The organism is Sulfitobacter sp. HGT1 (assembly GCF_013282155.1).
Taxonomy (GTDB): domain Bacteria; phylum Pseudomonadota; class Alphaproteobacteria; order Rhodobacterales; family Rhodobacteraceae; genus Sulfitobacter.
In genome coordinates, this window is the sequence record NZ_BLWI01000008.1 from 400,226 (window position 1) to 418,700 (window position 18,475).

17 protein-coding genes are annotated in these 18,475 nt (G+C 60.0%); 2 read left to right on the plus strand and 15 right to left on the minus strand.

Translation table 11 applies throughout. The annotated features are described in order from the left end of the window. Nucleotides 1-50: 50 nt before the first annotated feature. From recN to HGT1_RS08240, 14 genes are all read right to left on the minus strand, one after another. Nucleotides 51-1,712, minus strand: coding sequence for a DNA repair protein RecN (gene recN, locus HGT1_RS08175; RefSeq protein WP_176249431.1), 1,662 nt, complete (start codon nt 1,710-1,712; stop codon nt 51-53). 37 nt (nt 1,713-1,749) lie between these two features. Beyond that, the gene (locus tag HGT1_RS08180) at nt 1,750-2,622 is read right to left on the minus strand and encodes an outer membrane protein assembly factor BamD (protein WP_176249432.1); all 873 of its coding nucleotides are present in this window, start codon (nt 2,620-2,622) and stop codon (nt 1,750-1,752) included. Between the two features lie 187 nt (nt 2,623-2,809). Beyond that, entirely contained in the window at nt 2,810-3,733 is a 924-nt protein-coding gene (gene lpxC, locus HGT1_RS08185) for a UDP-3-O-acyl-N-acetylglucosamine deacetylase (protein WP_176249433.1), read from the minus strand. Nucleotides 3,734-4,091: 358 nt separating this feature from the next. Next, a complete protein-coding gene (gene ftsZ, locus HGT1_RS08190) occupies nt 4,092-5,720 on the minus strand; it encodes a cell division protein FtsZ (protein ID WP_176249434.1) in 1,629 nt (542 codons plus the stop codon). Between the two features lie 172 nt (nt 5,721-5,892). Next, a complete protein-coding gene (gene ftsA / locus HGT1_RS08195) occupies nt 5,893-7,197 on the minus strand; it encodes a cell division protein FtsA (RefSeq protein WP_176249737.1) in 1,305 nt (434 codons plus the stop codon). A 31-nt stretch (nt 7,198-7,228) separates the two neighbouring features. Next, nucleotides 7,229-8,116: a cell division protein FtsQ/DivIB gene (locus tag HGT1_RS08200; RefSeq protein WP_176249435.1), complete on the minus strand. Its 888-nt coding sequence runs from the start codon at nt 8,114-8,116 to the stop codon at nt 7,229-7,231. Beyond that, the gene (locus HGT1_RS08205; RefSeq protein ID WP_373029477.1) at nt 8,104-8,982 is read right to left on the minus strand and encodes a D-alanine--D-alanine ligase; all 879 of its coding nucleotides are present in this window, start codon (nt 8,980-8,982) and stop codon (nt 8,104-8,106) included. Before HGT1_RS08205 ends, HGT1_RS08200 begins: the two co-directional genes overlap by 13 nt. Nucleotides 8,983-9,111: 129 nt before the next feature. After that, nucleotides 9,112-10,035: a UDP-N-acetylmuramate dehydrogenase gene (gene murB, locus HGT1_RS08210; protein ID WP_176249437.1), complete on the minus strand. Its 924-nt coding sequence runs from the start codon at nt 10,033-10,035 to the stop codon at nt 9,112-9,114. Between the two features lie 32 nt (nt 10,036-10,067). Then, nucleotides 10,068-10,364 (minus strand): hypothetical protein, encoded by a 297-nt coding sequence (locus HGT1_RS08215; RefSeq protein WP_176249438.1) that lies wholly within the window; start codon nt 10,362-10,364, stop codon nt 10,068-10,070. Continuing rightward, on the minus strand, nt 10,361-10,621 hold the full coding sequence (locus tag HGT1_RS08220; protein ID WP_176249439.1) for a DUF2484 family protein: 261 nt from the start codon (nt 10,619-10,621) through the stop codon (nt 10,361-10,363). Before HGT1_RS08220 ends, HGT1_RS08215 begins: the two co-directional genes overlap by 4 nt. Continuing rightward, complete coding sequence (locus tag HGT1_RS08225; RefSeq protein WP_176249440.1) at nt 10,618-10,869, minus strand: DUF2484 family protein; 252 nt, start codon at nt 10,867-10,869, stop codon at nt 10,618-10,620. Before HGT1_RS08225 ends, HGT1_RS08220 begins: the two co-directional genes overlap by 4 nt. A 32-nt stretch (nt 10,870-10,901) precedes the next feature. Beyond that, nucleotides 10,902-12,317 (minus strand): UDP-N-acetylmuramate--L-alanine ligase, encoded by a 1,416-nt coding sequence (gene murC / locus HGT1_RS08230; protein ID WP_176249441.1) that lies wholly within the window; start codon nt 12,315-12,317, stop codon nt 10,902-10,904. Then, complete coding sequence (gene murG / locus HGT1_RS08235) at nt 12,314-13,420, minus strand: undecaprenyldiphospho-muramoylpentapeptide beta-N-acetylglucosaminyltransferase (RefSeq protein ID WP_176249442.1); 1,107 nt, start codon at nt 13,418-13,420, stop codon at nt 12,314-12,316. The genes murC and murG overlap by 4 nt, the downstream gene beginning before the upstream one ends. Further along, entirely contained in the window at nt 13,417-14,586 is a 1,170-nt protein-coding gene (locus tag HGT1_RS08240) for a putative peptidoglycan glycosyltransferase FtsW (RefSeq protein WP_176249443.1), read from the minus strand. Before HGT1_RS08240 ends, murG begins: the two co-directional genes overlap by 4 nt. Nucleotides 14,587-14,750: 164 nt before the next feature. Here HGT1_RS08240 and HGT1_RS08245 point away from each other — a divergent pair, with 164 nt between their 5' ends. Continuing rightward, nucleotides 14,751-15,932, plus strand: a complete 1,182-nt coding sequence (locus HGT1_RS08245) for an NAD(P)/FAD-dependent oxidoreductase (RefSeq protein WP_176249444.1) — start codon at nt 14,751-14,753, stop codon at nt 15,930-15,932. A 66-nt stretch (nt 15,933-15,998) separates the two neighbouring features. On the opposite strand, the gene murD is transcribed toward HGT1_RS08245, so the two are convergent. After that, a complete protein-coding gene (gene murD / locus HGT1_RS08250) occupies nt 15,999-17,393 on the minus strand; it encodes a UDP-N-acetylmuramoyl-L-alanine--D-glutamate ligase (protein WP_176249445.1) in 1,395 nt (464 codons plus the stop codon). A gap of 48 nt (nt 17,394-17,441) precedes the next feature. Here murD and HGT1_RS08255 point away from each other — a divergent pair, with 48 nt between their 5' ends. After that, the gene (locus HGT1_RS08255; RefSeq protein ID WP_176249446.1) at nt 17,442-18,353 is read left to right on the plus strand and encodes a glutaminase; all 912 of its coding nucleotides are present in this window, start codon (nt 17,442-17,444) and stop codon (nt 18,351-18,353) included. The last annotated feature ends 122 nt before the right edge of the window (nt 18,354-18,475 follow it).

Below are 18,475 nucleotides of genomic sequence, written 5' to 3' on the forward strand. Positions count from 1 at the left end.
TCTAGGACACAGTTGCCCATAGGAAAACCCCTGCAACAGCAGCGCGCAGATTACTCTGCGAATTGACCGCCCAAAAGTTCGCGCGCGGCGGCCCGTGCAGCATCGGTAATCGTGTCGCCGGACAACATGCGGGCGACTTCGTCCACCCGTTCGGCATCTGACAGGGGCGTGACCGTGGACAGGGTCATGCCCTTTGAAACCGCCTTGGACACCCGCCAGTGATGCGCGCCAAGGGCGGCCACCTGGGGCGAATGGGTCACGACCAGAACCTGTTCGCCCTGCGAAAGCGCCGCAAGCCTGCGCCCGACGGCATCGGCAGTCGCCCCGCCCACGCCACGGTCGATTTCGTCAAAGATCATCGTCAGCCCGCTTTGCCCCTTGGTCAGAACCACCTTGAGCGCCAGCAGGAAGCGGCTGAGTTCACCACCTGATGCGATTTTGCCCAAGGGGCCGGCAGGCGCACCGGGGTTGGTGGCCACGGTGAATGACACGGCATCGCGCCCTTCGGGGCCAGCGGTTTCGGGGCTGATTTGGGTCTGGAACACGGCGCGTTCCATCTTGAGCGGGGCAAGTTCGCCGCCCACGGCCTTGTCGAGCTTGCCAGCGGCCTTGGAGCGGGCCGCAGACAGCGCATCTGCGGCTTTATCATAGGCCGCCTGCGCATCGCGAACGGCCTTTTCCAGCCCCGCCTGTGCCGCCTCGCCCGCATCCAGCGCATCCAGCTTGTCGCGCAATGTATCGGCAAACCCCGCCAGATCATCCGGCTGGACCTCGTGCTTGCGGGCCAGACCGCGGATCGCGAACAGACGCTCTTCGGTTTCTTCCAGCTCGATCGGGTTGAACGACATGGTGTCGATCGCGGCAACCACACCTTCCATGGCATCGTCCAGTTCGACCATGGCGCGTGCAAGGGCCGCCATCGGGGCCTCCAGCGTGCCTTCGGCCTTGTGCGCCACACCGTCCAGCCATCGCAATGCATCGCCCAACTGGGTCTCTGCTCCGCCCTGCCCCAGCATTTCATAGGCGTTGACCACATCAGACCGGATCTTTTCAGCGCCCTGCATCAAACGACGGCGGGCATCCAGCTGCGCCTCTTCGCCTTCCTGCGGGTTCAGCTTGTCCAGCTCGCCCACTGCATGACGCAAGAATTCTTCTTCGGCGGCAATGGCGGCGCGTTCCTGTGCGGCCTTGGTCGCGGCCTTGCGCGCGGCTGCAAGGGCCATCCACGCCTGCCGGACCTTGTCGCGCAGGCCCGATGTGCTAGCAAAATCATCCAAGATCGCACGGTGGCCTTTGGGGTCCAGCAAGCCACGGTCGTCATGCTGCCCGTGCAGTTCCACCAGCGTTTCCGACAGCGCCCGCAACACTTCGCCGGAACAGCGGCGGTCGTTGACCCAAGCGGTCTTGCGCCCGTCAGACGCGTTGATACGGCGCAGGATCAATTCGGGGCCACCGGGCAATCCGGCTTCCTCCAGCACGGCATGGGCGGGATGGGTGTCGGTCAGATCGAACCAGGCCGTGACCTCGCCCTGATCGGCCCCTTGGCGGACCAGATCGGCACGACCGCGCCAGCCCAGCACAAACCCCAGACTGTCGAGCAGAATAGATTTACCGGCCCCGGTTTCGCCCGTCAGAACGTTCAAACCCGGCTGGAACGCAAGCTCCAGCCGGTCGATGATCAACATATTCGAAATATCTAGGCCGCGTAACATGGGTCAAATTCCGTATGGGACGCTTTGCTTGCGTCCGTCAGATCCACTCGCCCTTGATGGTTTGGCGGTAAATCGCGGTCAGCCAGTTGTTTCCAAACGATTTCATCTGAAGACCCTTGCCCGTCAGCAATCTATAGCTAGCCTCGTACCATTCCGTGGACTGGTAGTTGTGGCCCAAAATCGCACCGGCTGTCTGGGCTTCGTCGGTCAGACCAAGCTGGAGATAGGCCTCCACCAGACGGTGCAAGGCTTCGGCTGTGTGGGTTGTTGTCTGGAAATCCTCGACAACGACGCGGAAACGGTTGATCGCGGCGGAAGGATGGTTACGGCGCAGGTAATAGCGACCGACTTCCATTTCCTTGCCCGCAAGATGGTCAAAGGCCAGATCGAATTTCAAAACAGCCGAGCGCGCATATTCGCTGTCGGGATAGGTTTCGATCACCTGACGCAACGCCTGTAACGCCTGAAAGGTCAGGCCCTGATCGCGACCGACTTCGTCAATCTGGTCATAATAGCTGAGCGCCAAAAGATAGCTGGCATAGGCCGCATCATCATCATCGGGGAAGAAATCAATGAACCGCTGGGCCGCAGAACGGCTGTTGGGGTAGTCCTGATCTTGATGAAACGCAAAGGCTTGCATGATCAACGCGCGCTTGGCCCATTCGGAATAGGGATAGAGGCGTTCGATCTCAGAGAAGTATTCAGCCGCTTCAGCAGGGCGCTTGCGGTTCAGTTCGAATTCGCCACGCTCGAAGATCTGCTCGGCTGTATATGTTTCAAGCGGGATTTCTTTGCGGTTGAAAAAACTGTTGGTAATACGACCAGTGTTCTGGTTGCCACTACATGCGCCAAGCACAGCGACCATAACCACCGCACCGACCAACCGCTTGCGCGACTTTGCAATTGTCATGCCCTACACCCTCGCTTCATTTCTTCAGCCACGTTTTTGATACGCCTTTGCATGTGACTAGCACAATAGATCGCGCAACAAAACGATGATTAATCCCGCAAGACAAAGTCTTACTGCCACCGGTTTGCTTTTCAAGGATAGGATTAACCAAGCTGGAGCGGAGTTTCAACTCCACAAGCGCGAGCCCTTAGGCAACCGCAGGAATCTCGTCCCAAACCAGACCATAGCCCGGCAAACGCTTCTCCATCGCCTCGTCACACTCCACCAGACGCACGGCACCGGGTGTTGCAAACAAGGCGCGCAACAGGGTGTTGGTCAGCGTGTGACCCGCGCGCAGGCCTGTATAATGGCCGATCAGCGGGGCACCGGCCAAGGCCAGGTCACCCAAAGCATCCAGCATTTTATGGCGCACGGGTTCATCGGCATGGCGCAAACCGCCAGGGCTCAGCACCTTGTCGCCGTCAAACACGACCGCGTTTTCACCTGAATTGCCACCTAGGGCCAAGCCGTTCGCCTGCATCGCATCCACATCGGCCTGACGACAAAAGGTGCGGCTGTCACAAAGCTCGCGGGCAAAGGACCCGTTGTTCATGACCAGAGATTTCTTTTGGTTGCCAATGGCGGCATCGACAAAATCAATCTCGAAATCGATTTTCATGGTGTCGCTGGGGGCGATGGTGGCCGAGGCGTCGCCTTCGGTCACGGTGACCGTTTTCAACACTTCAAAGGCCATCACAGGTGCCGTCAGGGCACGCACACCGCGCTGCATGATGCCGCGCACGAAGGGGGCGGCAGACCCGTCAAGGATCGGAACCTCTGGGCCATCAATCTCGATCAGGGCGTTGTGAATGCCACAACCGGCAATCGCGGCCATCAGGTGTTCGACGGTCGAAACCTGCAAACCCGATGCGTTCTCAAGCTTGGTACACAAAGGGGAGCGGTTCACCGCGTCCCAACGGGCGGGGATCAAACGATCGCCGACGTCCAGATCGCTGCGCGAAAACCAGATGCCGTGATGTGCAGCAGCCGGACGGATCGTAACAGTCGCCGGAAGGCCCGAATGCAGGCCCTTACCGATAAAACTGATCTCTGTCTTGATTGTTGTCTGCACGATGAAACCTCAGTGGTCAAAGAACGTCTGTCTAAGTTGAACAATCTCCTATCGGCGTGGTTCCTCATGCTCAACTCAATCATTGCTACGGTCTGAAACATGAATGTTACAATTGGGCGCAAAGGCGCTTACGGCCCATCAACACACTGAATTAAATTGATTTTTAACCGCTACAACCCTGCCATTACCGTCAAAAGCGTGATCTGTTTTCTGTCATAAACTCACGAAAATCGGCCAAATATTACATTGCGACCGACCGCCCGTCGCCCCGCGCCGCCCCCGGAAACCGGCCCGAAATGCAAAAAGACCACCCCGAAGGATGGCCTTTTCGATCGTTTACGAGGTGGTCTTCGTCGTCTTAGTTCGCCTGACGGCGCAGGAACGCAGGGATCTCGATGCGTTCTTGATCTTCGTCCTGGGCGTCGCGCGGCTGTGGTGCGGCCGAGGAAACGCGGGTCTGGATCGGTGGCTGCTGGCGTGTGGGGCGCTGCTGCGCCTCTGGCTCGCCGTGGCCTGTCATGCGGTTGATCAACGAATTGATGCCGAAACGCTTTTCACCATGCTCTGCCGCGGCAGGCTGTGGGCGCTGCTGTGGCTGAGGCTGAGGACGCTGCTGACCACCGGTAGGCGAGGATTTCTGTGCAGCGGCACGCAAACGGGCCAGCGCTTCGGGCGATGGTGTACCGGGTGCAGGCGCACGCGGTGCAACAAAGGTTTCCTGCTCGGGCTCGTGGGCTACTTCTTCGCGACGCGGCTGAAAGGATGCGACTTCGGGGCGGTATGCGGGCGGTGGCAGATCATCTGCTTCGCCTGCGTCTTCTGCAAAGATGTCATCCTCGCCAAAGCCGCCGTTCCCTTCGGACGCGCTTTCAAACAGCTGTGGCTGTTCGTCTTCATACTGCTCTTGTGCTACTACAGGCTCGGCTTTTTCTTCAAAGGCCGCTGGCATCGGTGCCGACACGCGTTGTGTCAAAGGCTGCGACATGGAGCGGCGCGGCACGGGCATTTCCGTGTTCACGTCAACCGCATCGATACCTGTTGCAACAACGCTTACGCGCATGATGCCACCCAGTTCGGTATCCAGCGTGGAACCGACGATGATGTTTGCATCCGGATCGACTTCTTCGCGAATGCGGTTCGCCGCTTCGTCCAGTTCGAACAGGGTCAGGTCGTGGCCACCGGTGATGTTGATCAGAACGCCCTTGGCACCGCGCAGGCTGATTTCGTCCAGCAGCGGGTTTGCGATGGCTTTTTCTGCGGCTTGGATCGCGCGATCTTCGCCCTCGGCCTCGCCTGTGCCCATCATCGCCTTGCCCATTTCGTCCATTACGGCGCGAACGTCAGCAAAGTCGAGGTTGATCAGGCCGGGACGGACCATCAGGTCGGTCACACCTTTAACACCTTGGTACAAAACGTCATCCGCCATGGAGAACGCTTCGGTGAATGTGGTTTTTTCATTCGCCAGACGGAACAGGTTCTGGTTGGGAATGATGATCAGCGTATCAACGACCTTTTGCAGGGCTTCGACACCCTCTTCGGCCTGACGCATGCGCTTGTTGCCTTCAAACTGGAACGGCTTGGTCACAACACCAACAGTCAGAACACCCAATTCACGTGCGGCCTGCGCGATGATCGGTGCGGCACCTGTCCCGGTGCCCCCGCCCATACCAGCCGTGATAAAGCACATGTGCGCACCGGCAAGGTGATCAACGATCTGCTCAATGCTTTCTTCGGCAGCGGCAGCCCCGACGCTTGCGCGCGCACCGGCACCCAGACCTTCGGTCACTTTCATGCCCAGCTGGATGCGGTTCTCGGCCTTGGCTTGCTGCAACGCTTGCGCATCGGTGTTTGCCACTACGAATTCAACACCGTCGAGGTTCTTCTCGATCATGTTGTTCACAGCGTTGCCGCCTGCACCACCCACACCGAAAACGGTAATCCGTGGTTTCAGATCGCCCTGTCCGGGCATTGAAAGATTAAGAGTCATGTGCCGTCCGCCTGTATTGCTTGCCCACTTGCGGGGCATTTTGTGGTTCAATCCCCTTCAGAGTATAGGGATTAAAGCTTTACGTCACCCGAAAAACACAATTCCAACACATTATCTGGGCGTTTTTTTGCCGATTCTTACCCGATTTCGACCAAAGCACCCTATCTTGCGTTCACCAGTTGTCTCTGAACCACTTGACAGCGCGCTTTAACGACCGCGCAGGATAGCGATCTGCCGGAATGTCAAAGTCCCACCATTCGTCTTGGGGATTTGCCGCGAACAGCGCCAGACCCACGGCAGAGGCAAAACTGGGCCCCGTCGCGGCCTGCGGCAACCCATGCACGCGCAGCGGACGGCCAAGGCGCACCTGCTGGCCCAAAATCTTGCTGGCCAATCCGTCAAGGCCCGGTATCTGGCTGCCACCACCGGTCAGCACGATCTGCTGGCTGGGCAGGTGATCGAACCCTGCGGCATCCAGACGCGCGCGGACTTCTTCCAGAATCTCTTCGACGCGGGGGCGCATGATGCCGATCAATTCGGCGCGGCTGACCGTGCGGCGGTCATGTTCATAGTCGCCGGTGTCCCCGCCGATATCGATCATCTCGCGGTCATCCATGCCTGTCGCATGTACCCCGCCGTAAAATGTCTTGATCCGTTCGGCGTTGTTGGTGGGCACTTGCAAACCCATCGAAATATCCGAGGTAATGTGATCCCCGCCCATGCGCACACTATCTGCATAGATCATGTGTTTGCCGATAAAGATCGAAATCGACGTCGAACCGCCACCCAGATCGATACAGGCAGCACCCAGTTCCTGTTCGTCCTCGACCAGCGCCGATATCCCCGACACATAGGCCGAAGACGCGATGCCCGCCAATTCAAGGTCACAACGTTTGATGCAATGGGCCAGATGCTGCACGGCGGCGGCATTGACAGTCAACATATGCATATCGACAGAAAGGGAATTGCCAAGCTGCCCGCGCGGGTCCGACAGACCCGACCGGTTATCAATGGCAAAGTTCACGGGCTGCGCGTGCAGCACTTCGCGGTCTTCACCGTATTCAGGGACATCACAGCTGGCCAGAACCTGTGCGACATCCTGCTCGGACACCACCTGCCCTTCCAGATCAATCTGCGCATCCAGACCATAGCTGCGCGGTTCGGCCCCCGAGAAACAGGCGATCACGTGATCAACACGGATGTTGGCCATCTTTTGGGCGGCCTGAAGCGCCGTGCGCACCGCACGTTCGGTTTCTTGCATGGCGGTAATTTCGCCAAAACGCACCCCGCGCGAACGGGTTGTCGCCGCCCCGATGACGCGGAAACCGGACTGACCGGCAAGCGAGCCGATCTCGCCCTCGTCCGACATGCGGCCGGACCCGTCAAACCGCAGGACAAGGCACGCGATTTTGGAGCTGCCCACGTCCAAAATAGCCACAACGCCCCGCTGCATTGCAAGCTTGCGCATGTGGCGCATCGACCGTTGACTGTCGTAAAGATCCATAGCGTTACTGTCCCGAAATTTGCCTGATGCGCCACCATTCTTGGGTGGCCTCTTTATTCATTTGTACGGTTGGTCTTTGTGCCAACCGCATATCGACCCGTGCTACATCGCGGGTCAGAACCTCTTGGGCACCTTCCAGCGCAATGACGCGTTCCAATGCCTGTATCGCGCCCTTTTCGGGCAGCAAAATCCGCTGCTCGCGGTCCAGCACCACATCCCACCGACGCCCGCCCATGCGCACGAACCCGCGCAAACGGTCGCCCAAGGGGGACGCGACCCGCAACAGGTCCAGCGCCTCGGTGACACTTACGTTGGCCTGATCACCGGCAACAAGCGGCAGATCGGGGCGATCTGTGCGATGCTCCAGTTCACCGATAAAGGTGCCTTCGGCGTCAATCAGCGCCAGACTGTCTTCGCTGCGCCAGACGGCAACAGCCACACGCGGCTGCACCTCGACATGCAAAACACCGCCCGGCTTCACCCGCAAGCTTGCCTGTTTGACGCCGGGCAATTCCATGATGGCAATACGCATCCCCGGCAGATCCAGATCAAACGAGCTGGTGGGAAAATCAACAGGAACCGCCGCGCGCACATCCGCCGCCAATTCAGCGCCGACCCCGTCGATGGCCATCAGTTTGACCATGAATTCGGGGCGTTGTTCGATGCTGTCGCGCAATTCGGCATAGGTTTCGGTCAGCTGCCCGCGCCGCGCATCATCGGCCAAGTATATTGTACCCGCGACCAGCGCCAAACTGAACGGTACACCGACGCGCAGACCGAACAGGAATGTCGGCGTCAGCATCAGACGCTGCATCCGCCACGCCCAGCGGGACGGTGCCGGATCAGACTTGAGCGTCTTGGAGGGTTTGACGCGCCGGATCAGCGATTGCATGACGCGTCCTCCACCATCCAGGCGCAAAGTTCGCCAAAGGAAATCCCGACCGCCTGCGCCTGTTCGGGCGACAGCGATGTGGGCGTCATGCCCGGTTGGGTATTGGTTTCCAGCAGGATCAGGCCGTCGGCACCGCGGGTTTCATCCCAGCGGAAATCCGTGCGGCTGACACCACGGCACCCAAGCGCGTTATGGGCGCGCAGGGCGTAATCCATGCAAAGTTCGAAAATCTCGTGCGGGATATCGGCAGGCACCACATGGGTGGAGCCGCCCTCTTTGTATTTCGCGTCGTAATCATACCAGCCGGTGGTCAGGATATCGGTCACGGTCAAGGCGCGCTGGCCCATCACAGTGGTGGTCAATTCGCGACCGGCGGCGAATTTTTCGACCATGACTTCGGCAGGCATATCGGCATCAAGCTGCGGCGGGCCGTTGTTTTCGATTTCAACCAGATAGACGCCGACGGATGACCCTTCGTTATTGGGTTTCACCACATAGGGCGGTTCCATCAAGTGCCGCGCGCGTACATCCGAAGCTGCGGCGATAATGCTTTCGACAACGGGCAACCCGGCAGAGCGGAACACTTCCTTGCTGCGTTGTTTGTCCATCGCAAGGGCAGAGGCCAGCACGCCCGAATGGCTGTAGGGGATGCGCATCCATTCAAGGATACCCTGAACGCAGCCGTCTTCGCCCCAGCGACCGTGCAAACAGTTCAACACAACGTCAGGGGATGCGGCACGCAAATCTGCGTACAGATCAGGACCCGCGTCCACTTCGGTTACGTTAAAGTTTCTGTCCCGCAAAGCAGCAGCGCATGAACGCCCACTTGAAAGCGACACTTCGCGCTCTGCGGAAGGGCCACCCATCAATACCACCACTTTCGGGTCTGTCCTGCTCGACATGCCCACTCAATGTGCCTTTTTAACTGGGTCTTATTGACCCTATTTGTTATGTAGTTTGCCGCAATGCGGCCTCGTGCCTGTGCGCCCGCGCGTTTATCTTTCGCCGATCCGCATAATTTCCCACTCTAGCGTGATACCGCTGGAATCGTAAACCTTTTTTCGCACCTCTTCGCCCAATCCTTCCAACTCTGCGGCAGTGGCCCCGCCTGTGTTGATCAGAAAGTTCGGGTGTTTGGGGCTCATCTGCGCGCCACCCAAGGTTGCGCCGCGCATCCCGGCATCATCAATGACCTTCCACGCCTTCAGATCATGGCGATCATCCGCCTGCCCCGTGCTGGAAAATCCGGCAGGATTGCGAAAGGTTGATCCTGCGCTGCGGTCTTTGGTCGGCTGGGTTTCATCGCGCTTGCGCAGCTGGTCTTCCATGCGGGTATGCAGCGTTTCGGGGTCGCCTTTTGGCGGGGCAAACGTGGCGGAAATCACCACGCAGCCTTCGTCCAGCGTGGTCTGGCGGTATTTGAAATCAAGGTCTTGCGCGGTCAGGGTGATCAGATCGCCGCTGCGTGTAATCGCCTGCGCGCTGACAAAATGATCGGCCGTATAGCTGCCGTAGCAGCCTGCGTTCATCCGCACGGCACCACCGATGCTGCCCGGGATCGTGCGCAGGAATGTCAGATCCAGACCTGCATCCGCCGCCTTGCGTGCCACATGGGCATCCAGCGCCGCCGCCCCTGCGGTAACATGGTCGCCGTCAATCTCGATCTGGTTAAAGCCGCGGCCCAGCCGGATCACCACCGCCCGCAACCCGCCATCGCGCACGATCAGGTTTGACCCCACGCCCATGGGGAAAACTGCCACATTTTCAGGCAATGCGCGCATGAACGCCGCCAGATCCTCGGCATCGGCGGGTTGGTACAGGTAATCGGCCACACCGCCGACACGCAACCATGTCAGATCGCTCAGCGGGCGTTGCGGCGTCAGTTTGCCGCGCATATCGGGGAATGAAATATCGGTCATGGCGTGGGGCCTAGCGCTGTTTTCGGATGGCGTCAAACCTGCGGTTCTTTTTCAACGCGGCTGGCCCGCCACTGGCGCATGAACCGACCGATCAGCCACCCGGTCGCCAAGGCGCAAAACGCGTACATCAGGGCCGAGATTTGCGCCATCACCACCGGAGGCTCGATCAGCTTTGCGCCAAGGCCGAATATCATCCACGCCCAGTTCAGGCCAAGCCCGATCAACAGCACCAGCAGCGCCAGCAAAAACCGTTTGGCATAGCCACACCAGCCCAAGGCAAACATCCAGACCACCAGCACAGCAATCAAAAGCGCCAGTGTCGGCGTCATTCGGCCGGGCCCTGAAAGGTCACGCGGCGCAACCAGCGCATCAGATATATCACCGGCCAGCGCAGCACCGAACATCCCGCCGCCAGCACCAGCATGGCGACCCATGGGCCATGCTGCATCGTGACATAGCCCAGAATCGGAATGCCAATCGCGATCAACCCATAGGCATTGCGCCAATGGTTATCCGAACTTGGGGTCAGCGCGATGATATTGGCGATCACGGCCCATAAACAGGCAAGCGTCAGGGAAAGGCTCATCTTGGCACCTCGGGGTTTTTGCCGCGCAGTTTTGCCAGCAGAAACAGCAAAGGGTTGCGGAACATGGACACATAGGCAGCAAGAGCAAGCACACTAAAGATAAAGCCGACCTCGAAACCGATCGCGACAATCAGAACCGGTCCGGCAACCAGCAGGATCGAGCCGGGAATATATTGCATGCGCATCGGAAGGGTGGCGACGGTGGCGGACAGGAAAACCCAGATCAGGCTCAGCCAGACCAAGGTCACGCAACGCACCTAAGGATGACGGGGCGTGCCATTCAGACGGCTTCCTTTTTCAACGCTTCAAGGGCTGCGGGCAGGCCATTGGCCCAGGCGCTGATTGTACCGGCCCCAAGGCAGACCACCATATCGCCCGGTCCGGTTTGCTCCGACACAAGGCGGGCAAGGTCTTCTTCGCTGCGCACGGCGCAGGCGTGACGGTGACCGTGACGGATCAGACCGGCCACCAGATCATCGCGGCTTGCCCCTTCGATCGGGTCTTCGCCAGCGGCATAGACTTCGGCAATGCCCACAACATCGGCATCGTTGAAACAGGCGCAGAATTCTTCGAAATGGTGATGCAAACGGCTATAACGGTGCGGCTGGTGCACCGCGATCACGCGGCCTTCGGTTGCTTGGCGCGCGGCCTTGAGAACGGCGGTGATTTCAACCGGATGATGGCCATAATCATCAATGATCGTGACGCCGTCCACTTCGCCCACTTTGGTAAAGCGGCGGTTCACCCCCCCGAAACCGGCAAGGGCGGCGCGAATTTCCTCGGCCTTCATACCAAGGTGACGCGACACGGCGACAGCGGCCAGCGCGTTCGATACGTTATGATCCCCCGGCATCGGCAGGCTGCAATCCTTGATCACAATGTTTTCGGCCTGCAACTGAATGTCGAAATGCGCAACGCCGGCTTTGTAATGCAGGTTGACCGCACGCACGTCGGCCTGCGCGTTAAAGCCATAGGTCATCACACGGCGGTCGGTGATCTTGCCGACCAGCGCCTGAACCTCGGGGTGGTCAATGCAGCAGATCGCCAAGCCGTAAAACGGAATGTTCGACACGAAATCAAGGAACCCCTGACGCAAGGTGTCAAAATCACCCCAATGCTCCATATGTTCGGGATCGATGTTGGTCACAATCGCGATGGTCGCAGGCAGGCGGTTAAAGGTGCCGTCGGATTCGTCGGCCTCGACCACCATCCATTCGCCCTGCCCCATCCGCGCGTTCGACCCGTAGGCGTGGATGATCCCGCCGTTCACGACAGTGGGGTCAATGCCGCCTTTGACCAGCAATTCGGCAACCATCGTGGTGGTCGTCGTCTTGCCGTGGGTGCCCGCAATCGCGATGTTGGATTTCAGGCGCATCAATTCGGCCAGCATTTCGGCACGGCGCACAATCGGCAAACCGGCACGGCGCGCCGCATCCAGTTCGGGATTGCCCGGCTTGATCGCCGAGGAAATCACAACGACCTCGGCCCCTTGGATGTTTTCGGCTTTTTGCCCCTCGAACACGGTCGCGCCCAGGTCGACCAGACGGTCGGTGATCTTGGTTGTCTTCAGGTCGGACCCTTGCACGCGGTAGCCGTGGTTTAGCAAAACCTCGGCAATGCCGGACATGCCGATGCCACCAATGCCGACAAAATGGATCGGGCCCACATCGGTGGGAAGCTTGGTGGCTGCGTTCATGTTGCGGGTCCTTTATTTCCCAGGTGTTCTACCATTTGTGCCAGTTCTTCCGCCGCGTCGGGCTTGCCCACAGACAAGGCCGCTTGGGACATCTGCTGCGCGCCGCGCGGATTGGACAGCACCATTTCGATTTGCGCCGTCAGGCTTTCGGGGTTGGCCATGTTTTCAGGGACCATGATCGCTGCGCCCGCATCCACTAGGCCCCGCGCATTGGCGGTCTGGTGATCCCCCGTTGCCGCAGCATAGGGGATCAGGATCGCAGGGCGGCCAATGACCGACAGATCCGCCACGCTCGACGCACCGGCGCGGCTGATCACCAGCTGTGCTTCGGACATGCGGCGCGGCACGTCGTGAAAAAACGGCTGCACATCGGCGTTGATACCGCTTTGCGCATAAAATTCGGAGACCCGCTGCGCATCTTCATCCCGCGCCTGATGGCTGACGCGGATGTTGCGCAGCATTTCCATCGGCAGATTGGCAATCGCAGGCGGGACCACCTCGCTCAGGATGCGCGCGCCCTGACTGCCGCCCATCACCAGCAGTTCCATCGGATAATCACCCGGCTCGATATAGCCTGCACCCGCGCGCTCCAGCACAGAGGACCGCACCGGATTTCCCACGTGATAGCCCTCGACGCCTTCGGGCAAGGTGGTCGGCCAGGTGCCACAGGCAACCGCATCGACGCGCTTGGCGAAAATCGTATTCACCCGCCCCAACACCCCGTTTTGTTCATGGATCATCCGCGGTTTGCGCAAGATCCATGCCGCTGCCAAGGCAGGTATCGACGGATAGCCGCCAAAGCCTACAACCACATCGGGCCTGTCGCGCAACATGCCAAACACCGCACCGATAACGCCGCCCAGAATGCGAAACGGCACCAGCGCCTTGGCCAAAATCCCGCCGCGCGCAAAGGTGGCGCTGCTGATCTGCTGAATTTCGACAGAATGCGGAAAGCCCCCCGTATAGCGCGCGCCGCGTGCATCGGTTGACAGCTTGACCCGCCAACCGCGCGCCAACATGACCTCGGCCAAAGCCTGCGCGGGGAACATATGCCCCCCGGTCCCGCCCGCTGCGATAATCAATAATGGTGCGCGTGTGGTCATCGGTTTCGCCCCCGACCTAACAAATCTGAAATCTGGCCCTGCGGCCGTGTGCGCGTAAACGCCAGCAACATGCCAACCGCAATGCCGGACGCGATCACGGACGATCCGCCATAACTGACAAAGGGCAAGGTCATCCCCTTGGCCGGCAGCAACCGCACCGCAACGCCCATGTTGATCATCGCTTGAACCCCGAACATACAGGCCAGCCCGGTGCCCGCCAGCCGGATAAACGGATCACGTTCCCGTACCAGACGCAGCAGCGATCTGACAACCACAACAGCATAAAGCGCGATCACGATCATGACCAGGATCAGGCCGTATTCCTCGGCAGCGACTGCGATGATAAAATCCGTATGTGCATCGGGCAAAGACCATTTCACCTGCCCCTCGCCCACGCCAACCCCGAACAGGCCCCCCTCGCGGATGGCATCGGTAGCATAGCCAAGCTGCGTGCGCGGGTCGATATCGGGCGACAGAAACCCGTCGATCCGCCGGGCAAAATGTTCGGAATTCGAATAGGCGACAGTGCCCGCAATCACGACCATTCCGGCCATGCCCACCAGCAACACCAGCGGGGCACCGGCCACAAAATACATCACGCCCCAACCGAACAACACCAGACAGGCCTGCCCGAAATCGGGCTGCAACGCCAGCATCAGCACGATCGAAATGCACAAGGCAAAGGACCATGTCTTGCCCGGCGGGCCGTTAATCTCGACCGAGGCGGCCATCATCCACGCCGAAACAACGACGAAACCGGGTTTCAAGAACTCGGACGGCTGAAACGACGCAAAACCCATCGAATACCAGCGCACCGCGCCTTTGCCAAAATCCGTCCCGAAAAACGGCAGCAGGGCCAAGGCCACAAAGGACGCCAGAAACCCCAAAACCGCCAGACGGCGCACCATGGTTGGTGTCATCATCGACGTCAGCATCATCGCAACAATGGCAAGGAAACCGAACGCGGCCTGTCGCTGAACGTAATGAAAGGACCCGAACCCGTTTTTGGCAGCCAGCGGCGGCGACGCGGCCAGCCCCAGCAAAATGCCCACGGCAAACAACATGAGGATGCAGAACATGCCCCATTTGTCGATCGTCCGCCACCATTTTGGAAGGATAGGTTCGCCATCCCGAACGGGAACTGCGCCATAGACCATTTCTGTCATGGAATCTGCCTTACACTGCCTCAAAACGCCCCTTTTCGGGGTCTGGCTTTAACTGTAACGCGAATTTTCCATCGGCGCTAGCCCGTTTTCGCGCGGCCCGCGCAAAGCTGCCCATGCCCACGCGGCCCTTGACCACCCTGCCCGCCTCAGGCAAAGCGCGGTCCATGCACTATGATACCGTCATCCTTGGCGCCGGAGCCGCCGGCATGATGTGCGCTGCCCACGCAGGCGGGCGGGTGTTGCTGGTCGATCACGCCAAAGCCCCCGGCGAAAAGATCCGCATCTCGGGCGGCGGGCGCTGCAATTTCACCAACATGCATTGCACGGCTGACGCCTTTATCTGCGCCAATCCGCATTTCCCCAAATCAGCACTGGCAAAATACACCCAGTGGGATTTCATCGAACTTGTCGATGCCCATGGCATTGCCTGGCATGAAAAGACCCTCGGGCAACTGTTCTGTGATACCTCGGCCAAGGAAATCGTCGCCATGCTGCGCGGGTTGATGGACAAGGCCCGCGTCGAGCTGCGCCTGCAAAGCAGCCTTGCCGATATCGCCAAATCCGACAACGGCTTTACCATGATGCTAACCACGCCGGATGCCAGCACGCAAATCACCGCCACCCATCTGGTCATCGCCTCGGGCGGCAAATCCATCCCCAAGATGGGGGCCACGGGCCGCGCCTACGAGATCGCCGAAAGCTTCGGCATCCCCGTGACGCCCACCCGCGCGGGCCTTGTGCCCTTCACCTTCACCGATGCGCGGTTTGCCCCGATCTCCGGCACCGCTGTGCCCGCCCGTGTCACCGCTGGCGACACGACTTTCGACGAAGCCCTCTTGTTCACCCATCGCGGCCTGTCCGGACCTGCGATCCTGCAAGCCTCCAGCTACTGGGAAGAAGGCACGGAAATCCGCCTCAACATTCTTCCAGCCAATGACCTGCTCGAAAAACTGCGCGACCAACGCCAAACCTATGGCCGCCGCAACTTCACAACGGAACTGGCCAAACACCTGCCCTCCCGTCTGGTCGACCACCTTGCCACCCAGTTCGATCTGACCGGCAACCTTGCGGATTGGTCCGATGCCCGCCTGCAAACCCTCTGCGACAGCCTGTCAAACTGGCAAATGACCCCCTCCGGTACCGAAGGTTATCGCACCGCCGAAGTCACCCTTGGCGGGATCGACACCGATGCGCTGTCCTCCAAGACGATGGAAACCAAAACCACGCCTGGCCTGTTTTTCATCGGCGAAGCGGTCGACGTCACCGGATGGCTCGGCGGGTATAACTTCCAATGGGCATGGTCCTCGGGAATGGCCGTCGCCCGCCACATTGCACAGCACAGCTAAGTTCCAAATGGACTAAAATCCCGGGGGAGCAGCCAAAGGCTGCGGGGGCAGCGCCCCCGGCCCCGCCTACAGAAACTTCTGCACCTGGGTGACAAAATCATCCCCGCGCCGCTCGAAACTGTCATATTGATCGAAACTCGCCGCCGCAGGGGCCAGCAGAACCACATCGCCCGCCTCTGCCTCCGCCACAGCCCGCGCCACAGCCACCTCCATCGTGCCGCAGACCTCGGCCTCGACCCCCAGCTTCATCGCAAACTGCGCCGCCTCGCGCCCGATCACATAGGCCTTGCGCACTGTCGGCAGGGGTTTGGTCAGATCGCCCAAGCCCCCCTCTTTCTCCAGCCCGCCACAAATCCAGCGGATGTTCTGGAAGGCCGCAACCGCCTTGACCGCGCTGTCCACATTGGTGGCCTTGCTGTCATTGACAAAGCGGATGCCGCGCAGCTCGCCCACCGTCTGGCTGCGATGCGGCAAGCCGCCAAAACTGTGAAATGCCGCCTCGATCACCTTGGGCGCAAACCCCAAAGTCCGGCAGGCCGCATAGGCCGAACAGGCATTCTGATGGTTATGCGCCCCCGGCAACCCCTCAACCTTGCGCAGATCAATCGAAGCAACCTGCTTGCCATTGCGAAACTCGGCCAGAAACCCCTTGCGTGCAAAGACATTCCACCCAAGCCCTACCAGCTTGCGGTCCACTGACACGCGAATGACCCGATCATCCGCCGCCCCTTCGCTGAGCTGCCCCGCCAAAAACCGCCCCTCGGCCTCGTCCACACCAATAATCGCACGGTCCGGCCCGCCTTCGGCGAACAACCGGCGCTTGGCCGCGAAATAGCCGCCCATCCCCGCATGACGGTCCAGATGATCGGGGCTAAGGTTGGTAAATACCGCAATATCCGGCGTCAGATTGCGCGCCAGATCGGTCTGATAGCTCGACAGTTCCAGCACAACGACCTCGCCATCGATCGCAGGCTCGATATCCAGAACCCCGCGCCCGATATTGCCCGCCAGTTGCGTCGGCCGCCCTGCATGTTTCAAAATATGATGGATCAACGCCGAGGTGGTCGATTTCCCGTTCGATCCGGTGATCGCAATCACCTTGGGGGTCTGGTCGAAACTATCCCAATCCTGCGTGGCAAAGCTCTGAAAAAACAAACCGATGTCGTTATCAACCGCAACGCCGGCATCCTGCGCGGCAACAATCACGGGGTTGGGCGCGGGATACAGATGCGGAATACCGGGGCTGACCACCAGACGCGCGATATCGTCAAACGCCCCCGCCTTCACCAGATCAAGACACTCGAACCCTTCGGCCTGTGCGGTGTCGCGCGCGGCCGGATTGTCATCCCAACACACAGGCACAGCCCCCCCCGCGGCCAAGGCACGCGCCGCCGAAAGGCCAGACCGCCCCAAGCCCAAAATAGCGACCCGTGCGCCTGTCAAACCCTGAACTGGTATCATGCCCGATCTCCTGTTAGCGATGCCCCTGAAGTGACCTTCGGAGCCCATATGCCCCCTCTGCCAGATATTCTGTCCCAGCTCAACGACGACATGCGCCGCGACGATGACTGGGGCGCTGTGGCCAGCTATATCCCCGAACTTGCCCATATCGACCCTGCGCAATTCGCCATCGCCGTGACCACCGCCGACGGAGAGGTGTTTACCGCAGGCGATGCCGACACACCGTTTTCGGTGCAATCAATCACCAAAGTCTATACCCTCGCCATCGCCCTTGGCCGGTCGGGCGATCAACTTTGGCGGCGTGTGGGCCGCGAACCCTCGGGCAAGGCGTTCAACTCGATTGTCCAGCTCGAACAGGAAAACGGACGCCCGCGCAATCCCTTCATCAACGCAGGTGCCATCGTCACCACCGATGAAATCCTCACCGGCCGCCTGCCCCGCGAAACGCTGGCCGAAATTCTCCAGTTCATCCGCGCGGCCGCTGGCGATGACAATATCCACATCAACGAAACCGTCGCCGCCTCCGAGAAAGCCCACGGCCACCGCAACTTCGCGCTGGCCCATTTCCTCGCTTCCTGCGGCAACCTCAACAACGCGCCGGAAAAAACCCTCGGCACCTATTTCCACCACTGCGCCATCGAAATGTCGGCCCGCCAACTCGCCATGTCCGGCCGCTTCCTGATCGACACGCCAAAACTGCCGCGCCTGATCCTGCCCCAACGCATCCGCCGCCTGAACGCGCTGATGCTGACCTGCGGGCATTACGATGGCTCGGGTGATTTTGCCTACCGCGTCGGCCTGCCCGCCAAATCCGGCGTCGGCGGCGGCATTCTGGCCATTGTGCCCGGCGTCGCCAGCGTGGCTGTCTGGTCGCCCGGCCTGAACCGCTACGGCAATTCCCAAAAAGGCACCGAAGCCATGGCCCGCCTCGCCCGTGAAATGAGCTGGTCGATCTTCTAAAGCAAATTCATTTTGCCAGATAAACTCCGGGGGGATCGGCCAACGGCCGATGGGGGCTGGCCCCCGACACCGCCCGCCGCAGGCGCATCCCCAACCGTCAGAACACCAACGACCAAGGACCC

Bases quoted from the DNA above. Each gene is read 5' to 3' on its own strand.
- recN (WP_176249431.1), bottom strand. From the start codon at position 1,712: ATGTTACGCGGCCTAGATATTTCGAATATGTTGATCATCGACCGGCTG.
- HGT1_RS08180 (WP_176249432.1), bottom strand. From the start codon at position 2,622: ATGACAATTGCAAAGTCGCGCAAGCGGTTGGTCGGTGCGGTGGTTATG.
- ftsZ (WP_176249434.1), bottom strand. From the start codon at position 5,720: ATGACTCTTAATCTTTCAATGCCCGGACAGGGCGATCTGAAACCACGG.
- ftsA (WP_176249737.1), bottom strand. From the start codon at position 7,197: ATGCGCCACATGCGCAAGCTTGCAATGCAGCGGGGCGTTGTGGCTATT.
- HGT1_RS08200 (WP_176249435.1), bottom strand. From the start codon at position 8,116: ATGCAATCGCTGATCCGGCGCGTCAAACCCTCCAAGACGCTCAAGTCT.
- HGT1_RS08205 (WP_373029477.1), bottom strand. From the start codon at position 8,982: ATGGGTGGCCCTTCCGCAGAGCGCGAAGTGTCGCTTTCAAGTGGGCGT.
- murB (WP_176249437.1), bottom strand. From the start codon at position 10,035: ATGACCGATATTTCATTCCCCGATATGCGCGGCAAACTGACGCCGCAA.
- HGT1_RS08215 (WP_176249438.1), bottom strand. From the start codon at position 10,364: ATGACGCCGACACTGGCGCTTTTGATTGCTGTGCTGGTGGTCTGGATG.
- HGT1_RS08220 (WP_176249439.1), bottom strand. From the start codon at position 10,621: ATGAGCCTTTCCCTGACGCTTGCCTGTTTATGGGCCGTGATCGCCAAT.
- murC (WP_176249441.1), bottom strand. From the start codon at position 12,317: ATGAACGCAGCCACCAAGCTTCCCACCGATGTGGGCCCGATCCATTTT.
- murG (WP_176249442.1), bottom strand. From the start codon at position 13,420: ATGACCACACGCGCACCATTATTGATTATCGCAGCGGGCGGGACCGGG.
- HGT1_RS08240 (WP_176249443.1), bottom strand. From the start codon at position 14,586: ATGACAGAAATGGTCTATGGCGCAGTTCCCGTTCGGGATGGCGAACCT.
- HGT1_RS08245 (WP_176249444.1), top strand. From the start codon at position 14,751: ATGCACTATGATACCGTCATCCTTGGCGCCGGAGCCGCCGGCATGATG.
- murD (WP_176249445.1), bottom strand. From the start codon at position 17,393: ATGATACCAGTTCAGGGTTTGACAGGCGCACGGGTCGCTATTTTGGGC.
- HGT1_RS08255 (WP_176249446.1), top strand. From the start codon at position 17,442: ATGCCCCCTCTGCCAGATATTCTGTCCCAGCTCAACGACGACATGCGC.